This is a genomic window from Rubinisphaera italica, from assembly GCF_007859715.1.
Classification (GTDB): domain Bacteria; phylum Planctomycetota; class Planctomycetia; order Planctomycetales; family Planctomycetaceae; genus Rubinisphaera; species Rubinisphaera italica.
Window position 1 is genome coordinate 3,904,230 of sequence record NZ_SJPG01000001.1, and the last position, 18,019, is coordinate 3,922,248.

The window sequence follows — 18,019 nt, forward strand, 5'->3', positions numbered from 1 at the left end:
TAATGAGCTGGTTCAGTCTAATCATCTCGATGAATTAATCGAAGGGAATGGCAGTATTGTGAAGTTCAGATTTCTCAAATCTTCAATGTTCAATGTTCAATCTAAAATCTCGGACTGATTCAACCTCAGGAAGCCACTTGATGGGCAGCAGGAAGTTCAGAAAGTGTGAGTTTGGAATCTCTGGTCTCCAAAAGGCTTGAACCAAATTTTAAAATCGCATCAGCGACAACTGCCCCTTGTGGTTCATTCAAGATCTCGTGATACCAGTTTTCCAGCATTCGAAATTGGACCTTTTGTGAAGCCCCGGTGGCCTCACTGTTATTCACCAGACTTCCCCACACTTTTGAGGCCAGAGGATCGACCACGTAATCTGCCCCGCTCTGGAACAACAGCGTAGGGACCTGAATGCAATCCACATCACTGAAAGCGTCATTGATCGCTCTACGCATTTCCCAGAACCACCTGGCAGTGACCGCTCCTCGAATTCGCGGGTCGGATCTTTTGGATTCGACCACTTCAGGATCGTGCGAAAGCAATGTCAAATCAATCGTGCTGCGAAAACGCGTTCTCGGAAAAGTGGCACTCAATCCACGGGCAACGATTTTCTTCCACATTTCAATCGGATGCCGAATCCCCAGCAAAGGAGACAGCAATACTAAACCCTTACATGGGCAGCAGTTGTGGTCTCGCCAATAATTCTGCAGTGTTCGAATCGAAACTAATCCCCCCATGCTGCAACCCAGCAATACGGTTGATTCCGGGGGAGCCTCAACATGATTCATGACAGCCAGTAAATCCTGAGAATATTCCGCAAATTGCTGGACATGTACGTAATCACCCGTCGATTGCCCATGTCCTCGCAAATCGATTGCAATGGCAGTCCACCCTTGCCGGGCGGCTCGTTCGAGCAGATCATTATAACGACCACCGTGCTCGCAGGCTCCGTGAGTGACGATGAGAAATTTTCTTTCTCCTTCCGACAGTTTCGGTTCCCATTTACGAGCATGCAGGGTAATTCCAACATCTGCGGATACCTGGAAACTGGTTTTTGTCACGTCAGAGTGGCTCATACTCATGCCAACTCCTCTAAAAATAGAAAATTTCCTCGGAGGTCGTAATTGATACTATCGGCTCAATCCTTAGCTTCACCCGTGGTGAATTTTACGAAACTACCGGAACTGATGCATTTTTTTCGATAGATTTCTTCACTATCTGAGGTTTATAATAGTAGAGATTCATAAATGGTCACCTCGTATTTTACGAATATTGCACAAGTCTTGAACTTGCAGGGATTTCCGTAAGATCTGCTTGAGATTTCGGCGGATTCAGGTTATCGTTATTTGAAATAGAGGAGCTACGTTCACTAGAGTTCCGTTTCTGCTTTATTTTCCGGTAGAATAGTTGTTAGACACAATAGCGAATTGTTCAGCAGTTGTTCGAATACCAAAACAAAGCCCTGACAGGGCACTATTCTCGATCAGGAATGTTCGGAGTCCCGATACATGATGAACAAATTTGACAATGTCTATTTGGATCACATCAAGGATGCCCCCGCATGGGCGGTCAGTCTGGCAATTCATGTTGTCATTCTGATGCTGATGGCGAGTATCACTTATGTGGCTCAAAATCCAGACCGAAACTTGCTGCTCTCCAGCACGATCGATGAACCGCTCGACAACAAATTTCAGTTTGATGTCACGGTTTCCGATCAGTTGGGAACGGAGTCAAACTTCGATTCCCTGACGGCTTCCCTGGCCGCAACTCAGGATCCTACAAAAGCCGATGTCGATCCTGTTCAGGAAAAACTGCAGGAAGAATTACTCGAAGTCGAAATGCCAAATACCGATCTGGTCTCGCGTCCCAGTGATGCGGAACTGGTCGAATCTGTCGAAGTGGCAGGCCAAACCGAACATACGGGTGGTGTCGAAGGAGCAATGGATCGACTGACACTCGAAATTGCTTCTTCCCTGAACGACAAACCGACCCTGGTCATCTGGTTGTTCGATGCCTCACTTTCTCTAGATGAACGACGCGAAGCCATCGCGAAGAGATTTGAAATCGTCTACAAGCAACTCGGCATGTTCGATGAACAGAAACAGCATAAAATCCCGCTGGAAACTGCGGTCGTCAGCTACGGGGAATCGACCAATTTCATTACTGAAAAACCAGTCGAGGATGTTAAGGATCTCGTGAAAGCAATTCGCGAAATCAAATCCGATGTCAGTGGGAAAGAGTTTGTTTTTGATGCCGTCGACAAAGCCAGTTTCAAATGGTCGAGCTACAAAACAAAACTTCGCCGCAATGTGATGATGATCATCGTCACCGATGAAAAAGGGGATGATGTTGATCATCTTGAAAAAACAATCGCCTTCAATAAGCGATTAGGCATTCCCATTTATTGCGTCGGCAATGCTGCGGTTTTTGGTCGTGATAAAGGGTATATGCCGACCACCTGGACAGAAGGGGAAAATACTTTCACAGAAGACCTGCCTGCGGATCAAGGGCCGGAGACCATTTATCCCGAACGACTGCAACTTCCCTTCTTCGGTGGGGATCAACGTCAATACGATCGCATGTCGGCCAGTTACGGCCCGTATGCTCTGACACGTTTGTGCGCAGAAACTGGCGGATTGTATCTGGTTTCAACAGATGTACAGAATGGTCCGACCTTCGATCCCTCGATCATGCGAAGTTATTCTCCCGACTATCGACCGATTCGACTTGTTGATCTCGATTTGCGACAAAATAACGCTAAGCAGTCCCTCTTGATGGCCGCTCAGCGATCCCGCGTGGGTGACATTCCAATTCCCACACTTCAGTTCCGGGCTGATACCGATACGATTTTGCGTCAACAATTGACCGAAGCCCAGAAGCCACTGGCAGTCCTCGATTACAAACTGCAGGAATTGATGTCAATCCTCGAAAACGGCGTCAAAGATCGAGACAAACTTGTCGAACCGCGGTGGCGTGCTGGGTACGATCTGGCTGCTGGTCGTGTGCTGGCGATGCGTGCCCGAGCATTAGGTTACAACGAAATGTGTGCGGAAATGAAATCCGTTCCCAAGAAGTTCGAAGAGGAAGGAAACAATCACTGGCGACTCGTTCCTTCTGCTGAAATCTCAGCTGGTTCCACCGTGAAAAAGTTTGCCGACAAGGCTGATGAATATCTCAGCCGTGTGATCACAGAGCACCCAGGCACCCCATGGGAAATGCTCGCCACGCGAGAACGTGAACAACCTCTGGGTTGGGAATGGCGTGAATTCAAACGGGAAGTGTCATCAATGAATGGCATGAATCCCGATGACCCCATGCTACTACTGGCTGAAGAAGAAAAGAAAAAGAAGATGGCTAAGCAGCCTCCAAAACCAAAGAACGTACCAAAACTTTAGTATCGAGCTGGTAATTTTTCTTCGAGTACAGAACGGAATTTCGAGCAATCAAATGGAATTGAATAGACTCGAGTAAACTCAAAACAGAGTTGACTTTGCTGACTGAAATTTAAGAATGAATGAAACGGTTCTGTTTTACTCATAATATAGTCCTACAGATTCATTTCACTTAGAACTACGTTGTATTCCATTTAAAGGATCGCGGCTGCTCCCGCGAACAAATCATATGTCGAAAATATCCAGTGACTCGACCGCGTTGACAATGTCTGTCGGCGTTCATGTCGTCATTCTTGTCCTCATGGCCCTGATCAAATTCACATTGCTCGATGACGGCAGCGAGGTTGCTGTCGAAACCGTCTTTACTGACGAGCGGGAACAACAGGAGTTCACTCAGGAACTCGATATCAACACAGAGGTTTCCGAGAACCTTTCGGTGATCTCAGGCGCTACAATTTCAACGGCTTCTGGTGGATCCTCTGCACCGGCAGTCAGTCAAACAAAAATAGAACAATCTGAATCTCTCAACGAACCTGAAATTCAGGTCAATGTTGCCTCAGTCACCATGCCTGGTGCAAATATGCTCGGTACGGACTTAGGCGAGTCGGAAATCAAAGGAGAAGCCGGAGCCGTCGTTGAAGGTTATGGAGCAGCCATGAGCCGGTTAACTCAGGAGCTCATTCGACTGATGCGAAATGATAAAGTGCATGTCGTCTGGCTGTTCGATGAATCCGGCAGTATGAAAGATGATCAGAAAGAAATTCGCGATCAGTTTGCTAAAGTTTACGAGGAGCTGAAAATTGCTCAGGAACAGGATGAAAAACTCAAAAGTAAGGCTTCTGATGAAACATTACTGACGACAATTCTGAGCTATGGTGCAGGAATACATACTCATACAGCTAATCCAACAGGCAACATTCCTGAAATTCAAAAAGCGATTGACAATATCCCTGTAGATCAAACCGGCGAAGAGAATCTCTTCCAGTCAATCATGGCAGTCTGCGACAAATATGGCCAGCTGGCATTTCGAGCTCAGCGGAAACTTGTTCTGGTCGTTCTTTCCGATGAAGGGGGAGACGATGGTGGAGCAGTTGAAGAAGCGATTTCCCGCGTGAAGCGTTTCAAAGCCCCTGTTTATATTATGGGACGAGAGGCGATTTTCGGTTATCCTTTTGCACGGATGAGGTGGACCGATCCTAAATTCGGTCTCAATTTCTGGATTGATGTTAAACGAGGCCCCGAAACCGCGTTCGTGGAAGCACTGCAGTACGATGGTCTTCACCGACGCTGGGATTCATTCTCCAGTGGATTCGGCTGCTATGAGCAGGTTCGTCTGGCTCGGGAATCGGGTGGTGTTTACTTCATGCTTCCGGGCGATGAAGAAAATCTCGTTGGACGTGCTGCTCATCTGGAACGTAAATTTGAATTTCTGGCGATGAAGGAGTATCAACCACTCCTGCTTGCGCGTCGAGACTATGAGCAGGAGCGATCCAAGAGCAAGTTCCGCGCAGAAATCTGGAACATCATCAATGTGCTCAACCCATATCAGGATGACAAGCTCAACATCAAGGAAATCTGGTATCCATTTACTCCTGATGAATTCCGACCAGAGGCTTTGGAGCATGCCAGCCGTGCATTACGAGCATTCGGTATTATGAACGAAGCCATCCGTCGGCTTGAAGAGATTCAACCCCTGCGAGCTCGGGAAGATTCGCAGCGGTGGCGTGCCGCTTACGATTTGGCTTATGCCCAGTGCCTTGCGTTTCGTGTCCGCCTATTCCAGTTCATGTTGGCCGTCGACACTCAATTGAAAGACTTCCCCAAGCCGAAAAGTCCACAATCCAACAAATGGAATGTGGTGCGTACCAAGAAGATGAAGGAACCTGACGCGGATCAGATCAAGCGAACAAAAGTCGATATGGACGAGTTGAACAAACAGCTTGAAAAAGCGAAGGAGCAATTTGCCTTCGTCAACAAGCAACATCCTGGAACTCCCTGGGCACAACGTGCAAACTGGGAATTGAACAATGGCTTCGGCTTCGAATTCCGCGATGTCTTCCGTGACCCTCGCTACGACTCAATGCGAGATCAGATCAAAGTACCGAATCTGTAAAAATAGACTTCATATTCACTCAATAAAAAACGCCGCATACACTGCGGCGTTTTTTTGTTGATAATTGAAACATCATTTTTTGAACGCAGATAAACGCGGATATTCAACATCTGCGTTCATCTGCGGTTCAAAAAATATAATAATGGTGTAATTACATCAGGCGAGAATCTCTTTAACTACATGTCCATGCACATCGGTCAGGCGATAGTCGCGTCCCTGGAAGCGGTAGGTGAGTCGCTCGTGATCGAATCCTAAAAGGTGCAGAATCGTCGCCTGGAAATCGTGGATGTGAACTTTGTTTTCGACCACACCGAAACCGAGTTCGTCGGTCTGTCCATGGTTGTATCCGGCTTTGACTCCACCCCCTGCCATCCACATTGTGTAGCAATCGGGGTAATGATCGCGTCCGAGTATTTTACTCTTCGCAGTCCGGCCTTCCCGGAAGGGAGTTCGTCCAAATTCTCCGCCCCAGACGATGAGCGTATCTTCAAGAAGTCCTCGCTGTTTCAAGTCTTTGATTAAGGCGGCGACAGGTTTATCCATTGTTGTGCATTTGTCTCGAAGGCCTTCACCGATCCCCGAACCAGCGCTAGTGCCGTGGTAATCCCAGCCCCAGTCAAATAGTTGCACAAACCGGACCCCAGATTCGACCAGCCTGCGCGCGAGCAGACAGTTGTTCGCCAGTGAAGATTTTCCTGGTTCTGCTCCATAATTTTCCAAAGTCTGCTTTGTTTCTTTCGTGATGTCCATCACTTCCGGCACGGAAACCTGCATCCGAAATGCCAGTTCGTATTGAGCGATTCTCGTGAGCGTTTCTGGATGTCCGACACGCTCGGCTTGCATTTCGTTCAGATCTTTCAACGCATCCAGACTCATCCGCCGTATATCACGACTCATACCATCAGGATTTGAAACATACAGGACGGGATCTCCCTGGGTTCTGCATTGCACACCCTGATAAACCGAAGGCAGGAAACCACTTCCAAAAGATTTGTTGCCGCCGTTTGGTTGAACGCCACTGGAAATCAGTACGACAAAGCCGGGGAGGTTGTCACTTTCGGAACCTAAGCCATAAGTGGTCCAGGAACCGAGGGAGGGACGCCCGGACTGTGGAGAGCCCGTATACAGCAGAAGTTCAGCAGGTGCGTGATTGAACTGATCGGTCGTCATCGAATGTACGAGGCACATTTCGTCGGCGACCTCCTGCAAATGCGGTATCGCTTCCGACATCCAGGTGCCTGCTTCGCCAACCTGTTGAAATTTCTGAGGAGTTCCCAGCAATTTCGGCACCCCCGATGTGAAGGCAAACTTTTTGCCTTCCAGGAAAGACTGCGGACAATCTTCGCCGTCTCGTGTGATCAGTTCCGGTTTGTAATCGAACAGATCGAGGTTCGGCGGAGAGCCAGTCATATGCAGATAGATAACCCGCTTGGCTTTCGGCTCAAAATGCGGTTTTTTGGGAGCCAATGGATTATCCCCGCCTGTCGGAGCCCCCAGGGTACTGCCCGGCATCATAGATGCCAGAGCCATACTACCTAGCCCGACGCCGGATCGATTCAGAAAATGACGTCGCGTCACATTCAGTAAGTGATCATGTTGTGTCGACATTTCGTATTTCTTTCCGCGATTTGTATTACGGTTTCATCAGGATTTCGTCGAGATTCAACAGCACATTTCCAACCAGTGTCCAGGCGGCGAATTCCGCAGGACTCGCTCCTTCAGGTAACGGACCTAAGGGATCCGTTGCCAGTTTCAGGGCTTCCTCTGGTGTTTTTGCATATTCCTCTTGAGCGGTTTGGTACAGAGATACCAGCCGATTCGTTTCCAGATGAGTCGGCTTTCTCGATGTGCACAATTCAAACCCAAAAGCGATTTTTTCGGAAATCCCCTCATCAGATTGTTCTTGCATGCGACGTCCCAAAGCCTGGGCTGCTTCGACGTAAACGGGGTCATTCAATGTGACAAACGCCTGCAGCGGAGTATTCGTCCTGTCACGTCGAACGATGCATGTTTCCCGATTGGGGGCATCGAAGGCCGCCATCGAAGGATAGGGATTTGATCTTCGCCACGTTGTATATAATGCTCGGCGATATCGATCTTCTCCTGAACTTGTTTTCCAATCGATCCCTCCACCAAACGCAGCTTTCAAGCCGATGTCGGGCTGAGGAGGATTAACAGGTGGACCAAACATTTTCTCGCTGAGCAGGCCACTCACAAACAGAGCCTGGTCCCGCACCATTTCCGCAGAGAGGCGAAATCGCGGGCCGCGTGAGACGAGACGATTATCGGGATCGATCTCGAGTAACTCGGGCGTCGAACGCGACGACTGTCGATAGGCAGCCGACATGACGAGCGTTTTGATGAAGGCTTTAGAGTCCCAATTGAGTCGATGCAATTCCGTCGCCATCCAGTCAAGTAATTCAGGATGCGAAGGGAGTTCACCCTGAGAGCCGAACTCTTCACTGGTACTGACCAGTCCGATGCCGAACAGCTTTTCCCAATAGCGATTGGCAATCACACGAGCAGTGAGCGGATTCTCTGGGTGTACCAGCCATTCTGCCAACTCGAGCCGACTCGGTTGTTCTGACTCCATCGGAACCTGAATCAGATCAGGCAAGCCCTCCTGAACTTCGTCTCCTAATGAAGTGTAGTTACCGCGAATTTGAATATGAGACTTCCTGTGCTTCTCTTCAGGGAGTTGTTGCATGACAGGGACTGTGGTCGTCGGCTTCATATTTTTCAATTGGTTTTCTAATTTGGAAAGTTGCTTTCTTTCCGCTTTTAAGCCGGGGGCAACATTTGCCAGAAAGTATTCTGTCAATTGTTTCTCTTCAGCTGTCGTTCGTTCATCCCCTGTTTTCTGGACGAGAGCTAATATTTCCGTGGGTAATCCTGCTAACTCGGAAGTTCGTGGATCGGAGATCAACTGCAGACGAAAATGTCCGAGCGTGTGCTGAGCATACTTGGATTTCTGATCGATCGTCACCGTCAGAAATTCATTTTCTTTCAACTCAAAGGGAGCCGACGAAATCAACGTAAGTTGATGAGCCTGCGAGGCCTGACCGGCAACGGCCCAGCCCGTTTCATGATTTACCGGCGAGTCGATCACCCCTGCTGGATCAAAACCAGATTGACTGTAGTCAGCAAGAGCAGAAGAGAAGACAACCGTTCTGTCTCCAGAAATATCATATGACTTGCTGGGATTTGGCGAATCGCTTTCCATCTGCTGCCAGACGACATTTCGGTCGGCATCGAGAACGGAAATGCGAAAGTCTTTCAGTCGTGTGTGCAGGTTATTATCCGTTCGATTCCAGATAACAATTTGATCAATCGGCTGAGCCGATGTGAGATCGACTTCCCACCAGGGATCTTTTGAAACGGTTGTGTGCGTTGTCGAATTGACTGCATAGTCGCCATTCGTGTTTCCATCGATTGCTCGTTCTGGCAGTCCGTTGTAATCGGTACTGCTTTGAGTCGCTTTTCCGTTCTTCGCAATGTTCTGAGCCCCGGAAAGAACCTGTACTTCGGCCAGCGATAACAGTTTTTCGTTTCCAGGCATTTCGACACGCACATAACGACCATTAGCGGATTGACTTCCTGCCGAATTGATTGTTGCTTTCAAGTCAGTCACCACAAAATTGCCATTAGCATGACCTGCCCCCTGGCCGGGGAGCGTTTCCAGTGGAAGCGTCTGCAGTTGCAGGGCATAGTATTTTTCTACGGTCGCTTTAGCTGGCTGTAGTTTCAGAGTATAGCGGTCGGTTTCATGAGCTTCCGGTACGAGTACAGCATGATCTGGAGTCAGTTCTCCAGATGTCTTACTTTCTGCTGTGAATTCAGTTACAGCCAGTGGAGTCAACTCCAGTGGCTTTGAGAGTCGTGATTCCCACTGGGCTAACTCATCACGAAGAGCAGGAGTTGGAGTCTGCAGAGTTTTTTTGAGTTCTTCAATCTGCTGCTTCCACTCGATCTGCTGCTGCTTCTGTTCGGGTGTGTAATACTGCAGCAACGGAGATTCATCCCGCTTATCTGCGTCTTCCGTATTATTGAAGATGGCAAACAATTGAAAATATTCTCTCTGGCTGATGGGGTCGTACTTATGTGTATGACATTGAGCACAAGCCATAGTCGTGCCCATCCAGACGGCGAATGTCGTATTCACGCGATCGATGATTGCTGCGTTGCGGAACTCCTCGTCAATGGTCCCGCCTTCGTTGTTCGTGAGCGTATTTCGATGAAAAGCCGTCGCAATGAGTTGTTCGTCTGTGGGATCTGGAAACAAGTCTCCCGCCAGTTGCTCTTTCGTGAACAGATCGAAAGGCTTGTTTTCATTTAGCGACTTGATGACATAATCCCGGAACGCCCAGATGGTTCGGGAAGGATCGTCGGCATAGCCAGCCGAGTCGGCATAGCGGGCCAGGTCGAGCCACATGCGGGCCCAGTGTTCGCCGAAAGTAGGCCGGCTCAAGAGTTCATCGACCACTTGCTCATAAGCATCTGAATTCTCATTTAGAAGGAATGCATGAACCTCTTCTGGTGTCGGTGGTAGGCCGGTGAGGTCGAGGGTCAATCGTCGAATGAGGGCTGTTTTTTCGGCGACCGCTTGTGGTTTGAGACCTTCCTGTTCGAGTCGCTGGAGAATGAAATAATCGATTTCATTTCGTGGCCAGTCTGTTTGTTCAACTTTAGGGAGTTCAGGCCGTTGTGGTTGTTGATATGCCCAGTGACCGGCATATTCCCCTCCCTGTTTAATCCAGCGGCGAATCAAATCGATTGATTTCTGATCGAGTACTACGCCCGATTCCGGCGGTGGCATGCGCTCGGATTCATCGGAGCTGGTAATCCGGCGATACAGTTCGCTTTCTTCGAGACTTCCTTCAACAATGGCTGGCAAGCCGGAATCGGTTTCGCCGAGAGCGCCGGCTTTGGTGTCGAGACGTAATCCGCCGTAACGTTCGGCCTCGTCTGGTCCGTGGCAATGGAAACACTTGTTGGACAGGATAGGCCGAATTTGCGTTGTGAAATCAATCGGCTTGGAATCCTCGGCCAATCCCATACCGGGAGCAGCAAAAATGAGGAACAGGCAGGTCAGGAAAATATGGACTTGAGATTTCATGGAGTGATCACAACTTCCAGAGTTAAGCTCAGAGGGAACGTGAGGCATGAATTCAGGCAGGCAAGATGACATCAAACATCTCGTATATATTATGACATGCCAGAACCACTATTCCAAGAGTTATCAAGGTTTACAGCCCAAGAGATTGCTAATTATTGAGGAGTTATTCTGAAAGCGTGCGGGAATCTTCGCCATTTCAATCTTCTAAGAATAGTTTTCTCTCCTGTGTTGGTTGGAACTGTTCTGGGAACCATTTAGAATTCAGCAAAAATGAAATCACAACTCTTTCCTACGAATAATCAGGTGTCCTAATGGCTAAGAAAACAATTGAAGATGTCGATGTCTCCGGCAAAACTGTGCTGATGCGAGTGGACTTCAATGTCCCGCTGGATGACTCACAGAACATTACTGATGATCGGCGAATTGTGATGGCACTCGATTCCATCAAATCGGTTCTGGATCGTGGTGGCAAACTGATTCTGATGAGCCACCTGGGACGTCCGGAAGGGAATGGATCTCCAGAAGATCAGAAATATAGCTTGAAACCGGTTGCTGATCGTCTCGGGGAAATTCTCGGTACTCCTGTTGTATTTTCAACAGACACTGTCGGTTCCTATGCCGATTCTAAAGTTTCTGCACTGGAACCGGGAATGACTCTGGTTCTGGAAAATCTGCGATTTAACAAGGGCGAGAAAAAGGGAGATGCCGATTTTGCTGCCAAACTGGCCAGCTATGCAGACATTTACTGCAACGACGCCTTCGGCACCTGCCATCGTAAAGATGCTTCAATGGTTGGCGTTCCTAAAGCAATGGGAAGTAAGCCGAAAGTTGTTGGCTTCCTGGTGAATAAAGAGATCAAGTACCTGACTGAGACCATCAGCAATCCTCAACGCCCATTCGTCGCGATTCTGGGCGGCGCTAAGGTCTCCGACAAAATCAAAGTCATCGACAATCTGCTTTCGATTTGCGACAAAGTTCTGATTGGCGGAGCGATGGCTTATACATTCTCACTGGCCCAGGGCGGAAAAGTTGGTGGAAGTCTTGTCGAGAAAGACAAGGTCGATCTTGCTAAAGAGTTGATGGAAAAAGGCGAAGGCGTGTTGATGCTGCCAGTCGATACTCATTGTGGTGATGATTTCAGCTCCAGTTGCAACAAGCTGGTTGTCAATGCGGGAGAAATTCCGGATGGATACGAAGGTCTGGATATTGGTCCTGAAACGGCCAAGCTGTATGCAGAGACTGTGAAATCAGCCAAGACGATTGTCTGGAACGGTCCAATGGGCGTATTTGAAATGCCTCCTTTCGATGAAGGAACCAAGGCCGTCGCTCAGGCGATTGCCGATGGCGATGGAGTCAGTATTATCGGAGGCGGTGACAGTGCAGCTGCGGTTCAGCAACTCGGATTTGCTGATCAGGTCTCTCATGTGAGCACAGGCGGCGGAGCCTCTTTGGCAATGCTCGAAGGTCAGACTTTTGCAGCCGTTGAAGTTCTCGATGAGAAATAAATCACTCTTTGAATCACGGATATAGACCCGGGTGGTGGGGGCGCTCTCGAAGAGAAGCCCCCGAACCGTTGAACTTCCGGGGGGCTTCCACTAAAGCGGAGCGCCCCCGCCACTTGGTAGATGCTTATCCCATCTACCATTGGAAGTCCGGTTTGCATTTGGAACGGGTTTAAAATTCAATGATAGCCGTGAGAATCATCCCCTCGCGGCTTTTTCATTTCTTATGGCATACCGATTGCACTTTGCATTAGCAACGATCGAGTCGTATCTCGGCCAAACTCAAATGCTATTTTTACAGAGCCGACACATCACACAAGAGACCACTTATGTTTTGATTATGTAAAAATTGCAATCCGGGTCAATTTGAAGGTTGACAAATGGATTTGTGATGCTGAACATAGTGTATCACACCTTTTAATCCACATCTCAGTATCGTACATGGATGACGTTCTGTCGGTTTCATATTTTCCCTGCAGCTTTCTGCTGAAGGTATCCAATCCCTAAGAATTCCAGAAATCTGCCAGCATTTGATGAGGCGGTCCGTTCTCTGTGAACCACTTCGAGAACTCAAACGTATATCAATAGAACCCTGTTACAGCGTTTTGAATCAGTCATTTCGAATTTTTGATGATCACCGAGTTAAATGCCTCAGACCGATTCCCGATTTGCAGTGTTAGGTTTTGCGGGAGGTGTTGGCTCGGGAAAAAGTACACTCAGTCGGATGTTGGCTGAAAAATTATCGATCCCCCGTATCGATGGAGACGAACTTGGGCACCAGGTTTTGAAACTTAATACGGTTCGAGATCAACTGACAACGATCTTTGGATCAGAAATTTTGAATCAACAGGGAGAAGTCGATCGCCCGACCCTCGGTAAAAAAGTGTGGGGAGAAGACAATACAGCGATACAAAATAGAAAACAGCTGGAAATCATTGTTCATCCCGAGATTAAGAATCTGATGCAGCAACAAATTGACTCTGCTCGAGAACAGGGAGTCAGAGGTGTCCTTCTGGATGCAGCTGTCATGCTCGAAACGGGTTGGGGAAATGTTTGCGACAAAATCGTTTTTATTGAGACCTCTCAGAATCAGCGGCTGCAAAATGTGACGGAATCACGCAACTGGACATTGGAGCAACTGCAGAAACGGGAACAGAGTCAATGGAGTCTGGAAGACAAGAAAAGTCACTGTGATGTCACAATCGATAATTCTGGACCTTTAAATAATTCATTTCAACAACTTTTAAACTACGTAGAACGCACATTCGGATGGTTATAGTCACAATTGGATTTTTTGTCGGCTTGTATCGGGTGATTTCCTCCCGAATCAGGCCATAATTGAACAACTTTCCTGTGATCATAATGGGCTAATCAGATCACTTCTCGATAATTTTGATACTTCACGACCTCAACACCATACCTTTCTCTCACATCCCTGGCTCTTCCGAGCAGACGTCCTTTCTGGAATTCGATCATGGCTACTGAAACCCGACAGGAAACATCTTCCTCACGCACTTCCCGTTCGAAATCGAACAACGATACCGATAAAGCTTTTGAATCGCTCGATGCGAATGAAGTGAATATCGCGGAATTGCAGCGTCTGACGATGAAAGATCTGCTGGAACTGGCCCGCAGCGAAAAGCTTTCCGATTACACCGGGTTGAAGAAGCAGGATCTGATTTTCAAAATCCTCAAAGAGCGGACCAAAATGAATGGTCTGATGTTTGGGGAAGGGACCCTCGAAATTCTGCCGGATGGTTTCGGCTTCCTGCGAAGTCCAGACTATCACTATCTGCCCTGCCCCGACGATATTTACGTTTCGCCCAGTCAGATTCGTCGTTTCGGCCTGCGAAATGGAGCGACGGTAGCCGGTCAGATTCGTCCACCTAAAGAAAATGAACGTTATTTTGCTCTGCTCCGCGTTGAAGCGATCAACGGACAGGATCCGAATCTGCTGTCTGACAAAGTCTTCTTTGATGATTTAACACCACTGCATCCGGAAACTCGTCTGCGACTTTCTGCTGATCCAAATGACTTGAGTTCACGGATTGTTGATATCGTTGCTCCAATTGGAATGGGTCAACGCGGGTTGATTGTTTCTCCACCACGAGCAGGTAAAACGATTCTGTTGCAGAATCTGGCAAAGTCAGTCATTAGAAATCATCCCGATGCCTACGTGATTATGCTGTTGATTGACGAGCGTCCGGAAGAAGTGACGGACATGGAACGTCAGGTCAAAGGCCCTCAATGCGAGGTTGTGAGCAGTACATTTGATGAGCCGCCGAGCCGACATATCCAAGTTTCGGAAATGGTCATTGAAAAAGCCAAACGGATGGTAGAGTACGGTCAGGATGTCATTATCTTCCTCGATTCAATCACTCGTCTGGCTCGTGCCTGGAATACCGAAGTTCCTCACTCTGGAAAAATTCTGACAGGTGGTGTTGATGCCAACGCGCTGCAGCATCCGAAACGTTTCTTCGGAGCTGCCCGAAATGTGGAAGAAGGCGGCAGCCTGACCATCATCGCAACCGCTTTGGTCGATACCGGCAGCAAAATGGACGACGTAATTTTCGAAGAGTTCAAAGGGACTGGTAACACAGAATTGCATCTGGATCGACGGATGGTTGAGAAACGAATCTGGCCTGCGATTGATGTTAACAAATCGGGAACTCGCCGCGAAGAATTGCTGATGGACGAAGAAGAACTGCGACGCGTCTGGATTCTGCGTCGTGTTCTCAACGATATGAATCCTGTCGAAGCGATGGATTTGCTCGTCAATCGCATGAGACGAACCAAAACCAACGAAGAATTTCTCAAAAGTATGAACTTGAGCTAGTGCCCTTTCAGGCCTTAGATTTGGGCCTCAAATAACTGTAACGCACTCCGTTGTCATGCTTGATAAAAAATGTACCCAAATAATGAGTGTGGAAGTCGCACTAGAGCAAAGGGAGACAAGTCAGTCTTGACTCGGATATGTTGCTCAACCATGCGGGCTCCAAAGATCTTGACAACACCCGTGGCATAACTTTCACGGCTCGCCTGAGACATTTCTTCACACCGCATTTTTCACTTACAAACTTGAAACATTTAGAACGCTCCCATGACGCACACGATTTCTGGACAGATGCTTTCCGAGAGTGGCAACTTTGCCATTGTTGTGGCCCGCTGGAACGAACTGGTCACCGGCCGATTACTTTCTGCTGCCATCGATACCTTTCGTCGTCACGGCGTGGCTGAAGATCGTATTACAGTGATCCATGTGCCAGGATCCTTTGAAATTCCATTGGCCGCCGAAACAGCCGCTTCGTCTGGAAAATATGTGGCTGTCTGTTGCCTGGGAGCCGTCGTGCAGGGAGAAACCCAGCATCACGATTACATCAATCATGCGGTCGCTCAGGGGTTAATGACTGCGATGCAGCGGACAGGTGTTCCAATTGCCTTTGGGATTCTGACTTGCGAAAATCTGGATCAGGCTCTCAATCGAGCTGGCGGAAAAGCAGGCAACAAAGGGGAAGAAGCCGCCCTGGCCGCCATCGAAATGACGAGCCTGCTGACGAAAATCCCAGGCCCCACTGACGGTTAAATCCACGAACCCATAGTGATCGTTCCCGTTAATACACCGGGTTGTGTGCCACTGGCTTCGCGAGTGCAAGTCGAGTCCAGAAATGATGTACTATGCACTGGCAGAGCCAGTGCCACCCTGATTTTCACTTGGACTTAAGCAGTATCAACATTTTTTAAATCATCCTGTAATCGTCGTTAACACATTATTATTTATCTGAGACCGCATGTCGAAACGCTCCAAAGCCCGTGAATTAGCACTGCAAATGTTGTTTCTTGTCGACATGAATCCCGATGTCGACGGCGACGCGATTCTGCACATGATTCAGGATCGGATTGACGATCCCGAGGTTTCCCGCTTCAGCTGGCAGCTCTTTTCAGGCACGCAATCCCATACCGAAGAAATCGATGCGGCAATTACCGCTGTTGCAAAAAACTGGTCCATCAAGCGGATGGCTCCGACAGATCGAAATCTGCTGCGACTGGGTTGTTTCGAACTCCAGCATCTCGATACACCGTCCTCGGTGGTCATCAACGAAGCGATCGATCTGGCCAAAAAGTTCGGAGCCGAAAATTCCGCCTCCTTTGTGAACGGAATTCTGGACCAACTCAAGACGTCCGATCAGGCCAAGAATTGAGATTTCTCCCATTGACTTGAAATACATCTGAACCTGAGTCAGGCTTTGCAACTCATGATGTGAGAATCATACAATAGAGAGTGCTCAAATTGCTGCGACAATCAAGCAGTGCACTCGATCAGTTCAAAAGGCAGGAAAGTCCATTACGATGGCGACTAAGAAAAAGAAAACGCCAAAAGGAGATCCGAATTCACAGACGGCAGCCGTCAATCGCAAAGCCCGGCACGACTATGAAATTCTGGACGAACTCGAATGTGGCATCGTTCTCCACGGCAGTGAAGTCAAAAGCATCCGTGATGGTCAGATTTCGCTGGAGGAAAGCTACGCGCACATCAGAGATGGGGAACTCTGGTTGATGGGCTGTCATATTGGCGAATATCCACAGGCAAATGTGATGAATCACATCCCTCGACGCCATCGGAAATTGCTGCTCCACAAAAAAGAATTTCGCAAGTTTGCCGAGACAGCGACCCAGAAGGGACTGACGCTCATTCCGCTCTCGGCTTACTTCGTTCGCGGCATTGTCAAAATTAACATCGGAGTCGCCCGCGGTCGCAAACTTTACGACAAGCGCCAAAAGCTCAAAAAAGACGACGTCCAGCGGGAAATCAAAGCGGCGATGTCACCTAAGTTTCAACGATAGATTCTTCAGTCACTGGCTCTTGTGACTTCGTCACACCGGTAGCCGCTTTGCGTCAACCGGTGCCACCCTCCACTTTGTCATTTAAAGTCACCTGCTTTAGTTCGAGTCATCCCTAACCTGCACCTGCAGAGCTCCCAGCATTTTGGTGATTGTCTTTTCTTTATTGCCGATAAAAAAGACGTTTTCGAGCACAATCACACGGCGTTCGTTGCTCGGATGCAGAATGAGACGTCCTGAGCCGAGTAGCATGTACTCGAACAGGTCGTTGATCTCTTTATCAATACGCAAGTTCGGAGCTGAGAACCGCTCCATGTCGCTCAGGAATCCGTGATGATGCAAAAGTTCGTTCGGACGGACTTCCCAATAGTCAAATTGCACGCCCATTTTGACCAGCAAAAAGAGAACGACAAACATCCCAAAGATCAGGTAATAAAACTGAGCATTCGCCACCGGGCGGATGCCCATAACCAGCCCACTGAAAAATGGCACCATGTTGGGATAATTCACCAGCATGACGTAGCCTCCAAGCGCAAAAGCTGCGATGAAGAAAAAGAGGGTCAGCGAAGTCGTCCGAGGAAAATCGAACGAGATCACGACCATATTCAATGTGAAAATTGCCAGAAACGCAGTCCCGAGAAAGTAGGAGATCTTTCCCATATCTTCCGTGGCATAAAGCCCATGCGAAAGATGCATCCAGATCGCAACGATCAGAGCCGTCAGGACAGTTGGATACATGAACACAATTTTGGGATACGACACCAGATAAATGCTTTTCGGCAATCCCTGGCGTTCGAGCGTTTTTTTAGCTTCTGGAGAAATCGAATGATCGTCCGACATGATATATCCTTTGCGAGCCGTCTCTTGGAATTTGCGATTGATTCAATGTTGTTCAAGTATCGTGACGGTTTCATGACGCGAATGCAATCTTGATCGCACTCGACACATCGACTTCAGTAACGAAAGTGATGACATCCTGGATCATGGAAAACTGAATCAAAATGACATGACGATCATGTTCGTACAGCAGCGATTCGAACATGTATTCATGACTCGCGAGTTT

12 protein-coding genes are annotated in these 18,019 nt (G+C 48.3%); 8 read left to right on the forward strand and 4 right to left on the reverse strand.

Annotated features, from left to right (window positions below):
• Positions 1-125: 125 nt before the first annotated feature.
• The gene (locus Pan54_RS14615) at positions 126-1,070 is read right to left on the reverse strand and encodes an alpha/beta hydrolase (protein WP_165441784.1); all 945 of its coding nucleotides are present in this window, start codon (positions 1,068-1,070) and stop codon (positions 126-128) included.
• A 432-nt stretch (positions 1,071-1,502) separates the two neighbouring features.
• Between Pan54_RS14615 and Pan54_RS14620 the strand changes: the two genes are divergently transcribed.
• A complete protein-coding gene (locus tag Pan54_RS14620) occupies positions 1,503-3,389 on the forward strand; it encodes a vWA domain-containing protein (RefSeq protein WP_146504186.1) in 1,887 nt (628 codons plus the stop codon).
• A gap of 226 nt (positions 3,390-3,615) precedes the next feature.
• Complete coding sequence (locus tag Pan54_RS14625; RefSeq protein WP_146504187.1) at positions 3,616-5,499, forward strand: vWA domain-containing protein; 1,884 nt, start codon at positions 3,616-3,618, stop codon at positions 5,497-5,499.
• A 156-nt stretch (positions 5,500-5,655) separates the two neighbouring features.
• Here Pan54_RS14625 and Pan54_RS14630 read toward each other — a convergent pair whose 3' ends face one another.
• Together Pan54_RS14630 and Pan54_RS14635 are read right to left on the reverse strand one after the other, a co-directional pair.
• Positions 5,656-7,107, reverse strand: coding sequence for a DUF1501 domain-containing protein (locus Pan54_RS14630; protein WP_146504188.1), 1,452 nt, complete (start codon positions 7,105-7,107; stop codon positions 5,656-5,658).
• A 25-nt stretch (positions 7,108-7,132) separates the two neighbouring features.
• The gene (locus tag Pan54_RS14635; RefSeq protein WP_242631332.1) at positions 7,133-10,615 is read right to left on the reverse strand and encodes a DUF1553 domain-containing protein; all 3,483 of its coding nucleotides are present in this window, start codon (positions 10,613-10,615) and stop codon (positions 7,133-7,135) included.
• Between the two features lie 311 nt (positions 10,616-10,926).
• Between Pan54_RS14635 and Pan54_RS14640 the strand changes: the two genes are divergently transcribed.
• The 6 genes from Pan54_RS14640 to smpB all read left to right on the forward strand — a co-directional run bounded on the left by Pan54_RS14640 (position 10,927) and on the right by smpB (position 16,959).
• Entirely contained in the window at positions 10,927-12,120 is a 1,194-nt protein-coding gene (locus tag Pan54_RS14640) for a phosphoglycerate kinase (RefSeq protein WP_146504189.1), read from the forward strand.
• Between the two features lie 643 nt (positions 12,121-12,763).
• Positions 12,764-13,396 (forward strand): dephospho-CoA kinase, encoded by a 633-nt coding sequence (gene coaE / locus Pan54_RS14645; RefSeq protein ID WP_146504190.1) that lies wholly within the window; start codon positions 12,764-12,766, stop codon positions 13,394-13,396.
• A gap of 195 nt (positions 13,397-13,591) precedes the next feature.
• Positions 13,592-14,953 carry a transcription termination factor Rho gene (rho, locus tag Pan54_RS14650; protein WP_146504191.1) on the forward strand — a complete coding sequence of 454 codons (1,362 nt, stop codon included), beginning with the start codon at positions 13,592-13,594 and terminating at the stop codon, positions 14,951-14,953.
• A gap of 264 nt (positions 14,954-15,217) precedes the next feature.
• Positions 15,218-15,700 carry a 6,7-dimethyl-8-ribityllumazine synthase gene (gene ribH / locus Pan54_RS14655; protein ID WP_146504192.1) on the forward strand — a complete coding sequence of 161 codons (483 nt, stop codon included), beginning with the start codon at positions 15,218-15,220 and terminating at the stop codon, positions 15,698-15,700.
• Between the two features lie 205 nt (positions 15,701-15,905).
• Positions 15,906-16,316: a transcription antitermination factor NusB gene (nusB, locus tag Pan54_RS14660; protein ID WP_146504193.1), complete on the forward strand. Its 411-nt coding sequence runs from the start codon at positions 15,906-15,908 to the stop codon at positions 16,314-16,316.
• Between the two features lie 148 nt (positions 16,317-16,464).
• On the forward strand, positions 16,465-16,959 hold the full coding sequence (gene smpB, locus Pan54_RS14665) for an SsrA-binding protein SmpB (RefSeq protein WP_146504194.1): 495 nt from the start codon (positions 16,465-16,467) through the stop codon (positions 16,957-16,959).
• Positions 16,960-17,055: 96 nt separating this feature from the next.
• Here the strand turns inward: smpB and Pan54_RS14670 are convergent, their stop codons facing one another.
• The gene (locus Pan54_RS14670; protein WP_146504195.1) at positions 17,056-17,796 is read right to left on the reverse strand and encodes a hypothetical protein; all 741 of its coding nucleotides are present in this window, start codon (positions 17,794-17,796) and stop codon (positions 17,056-17,058) included.
• Positions 17,797-18,019 lie beyond the last annotated feature (223 nt).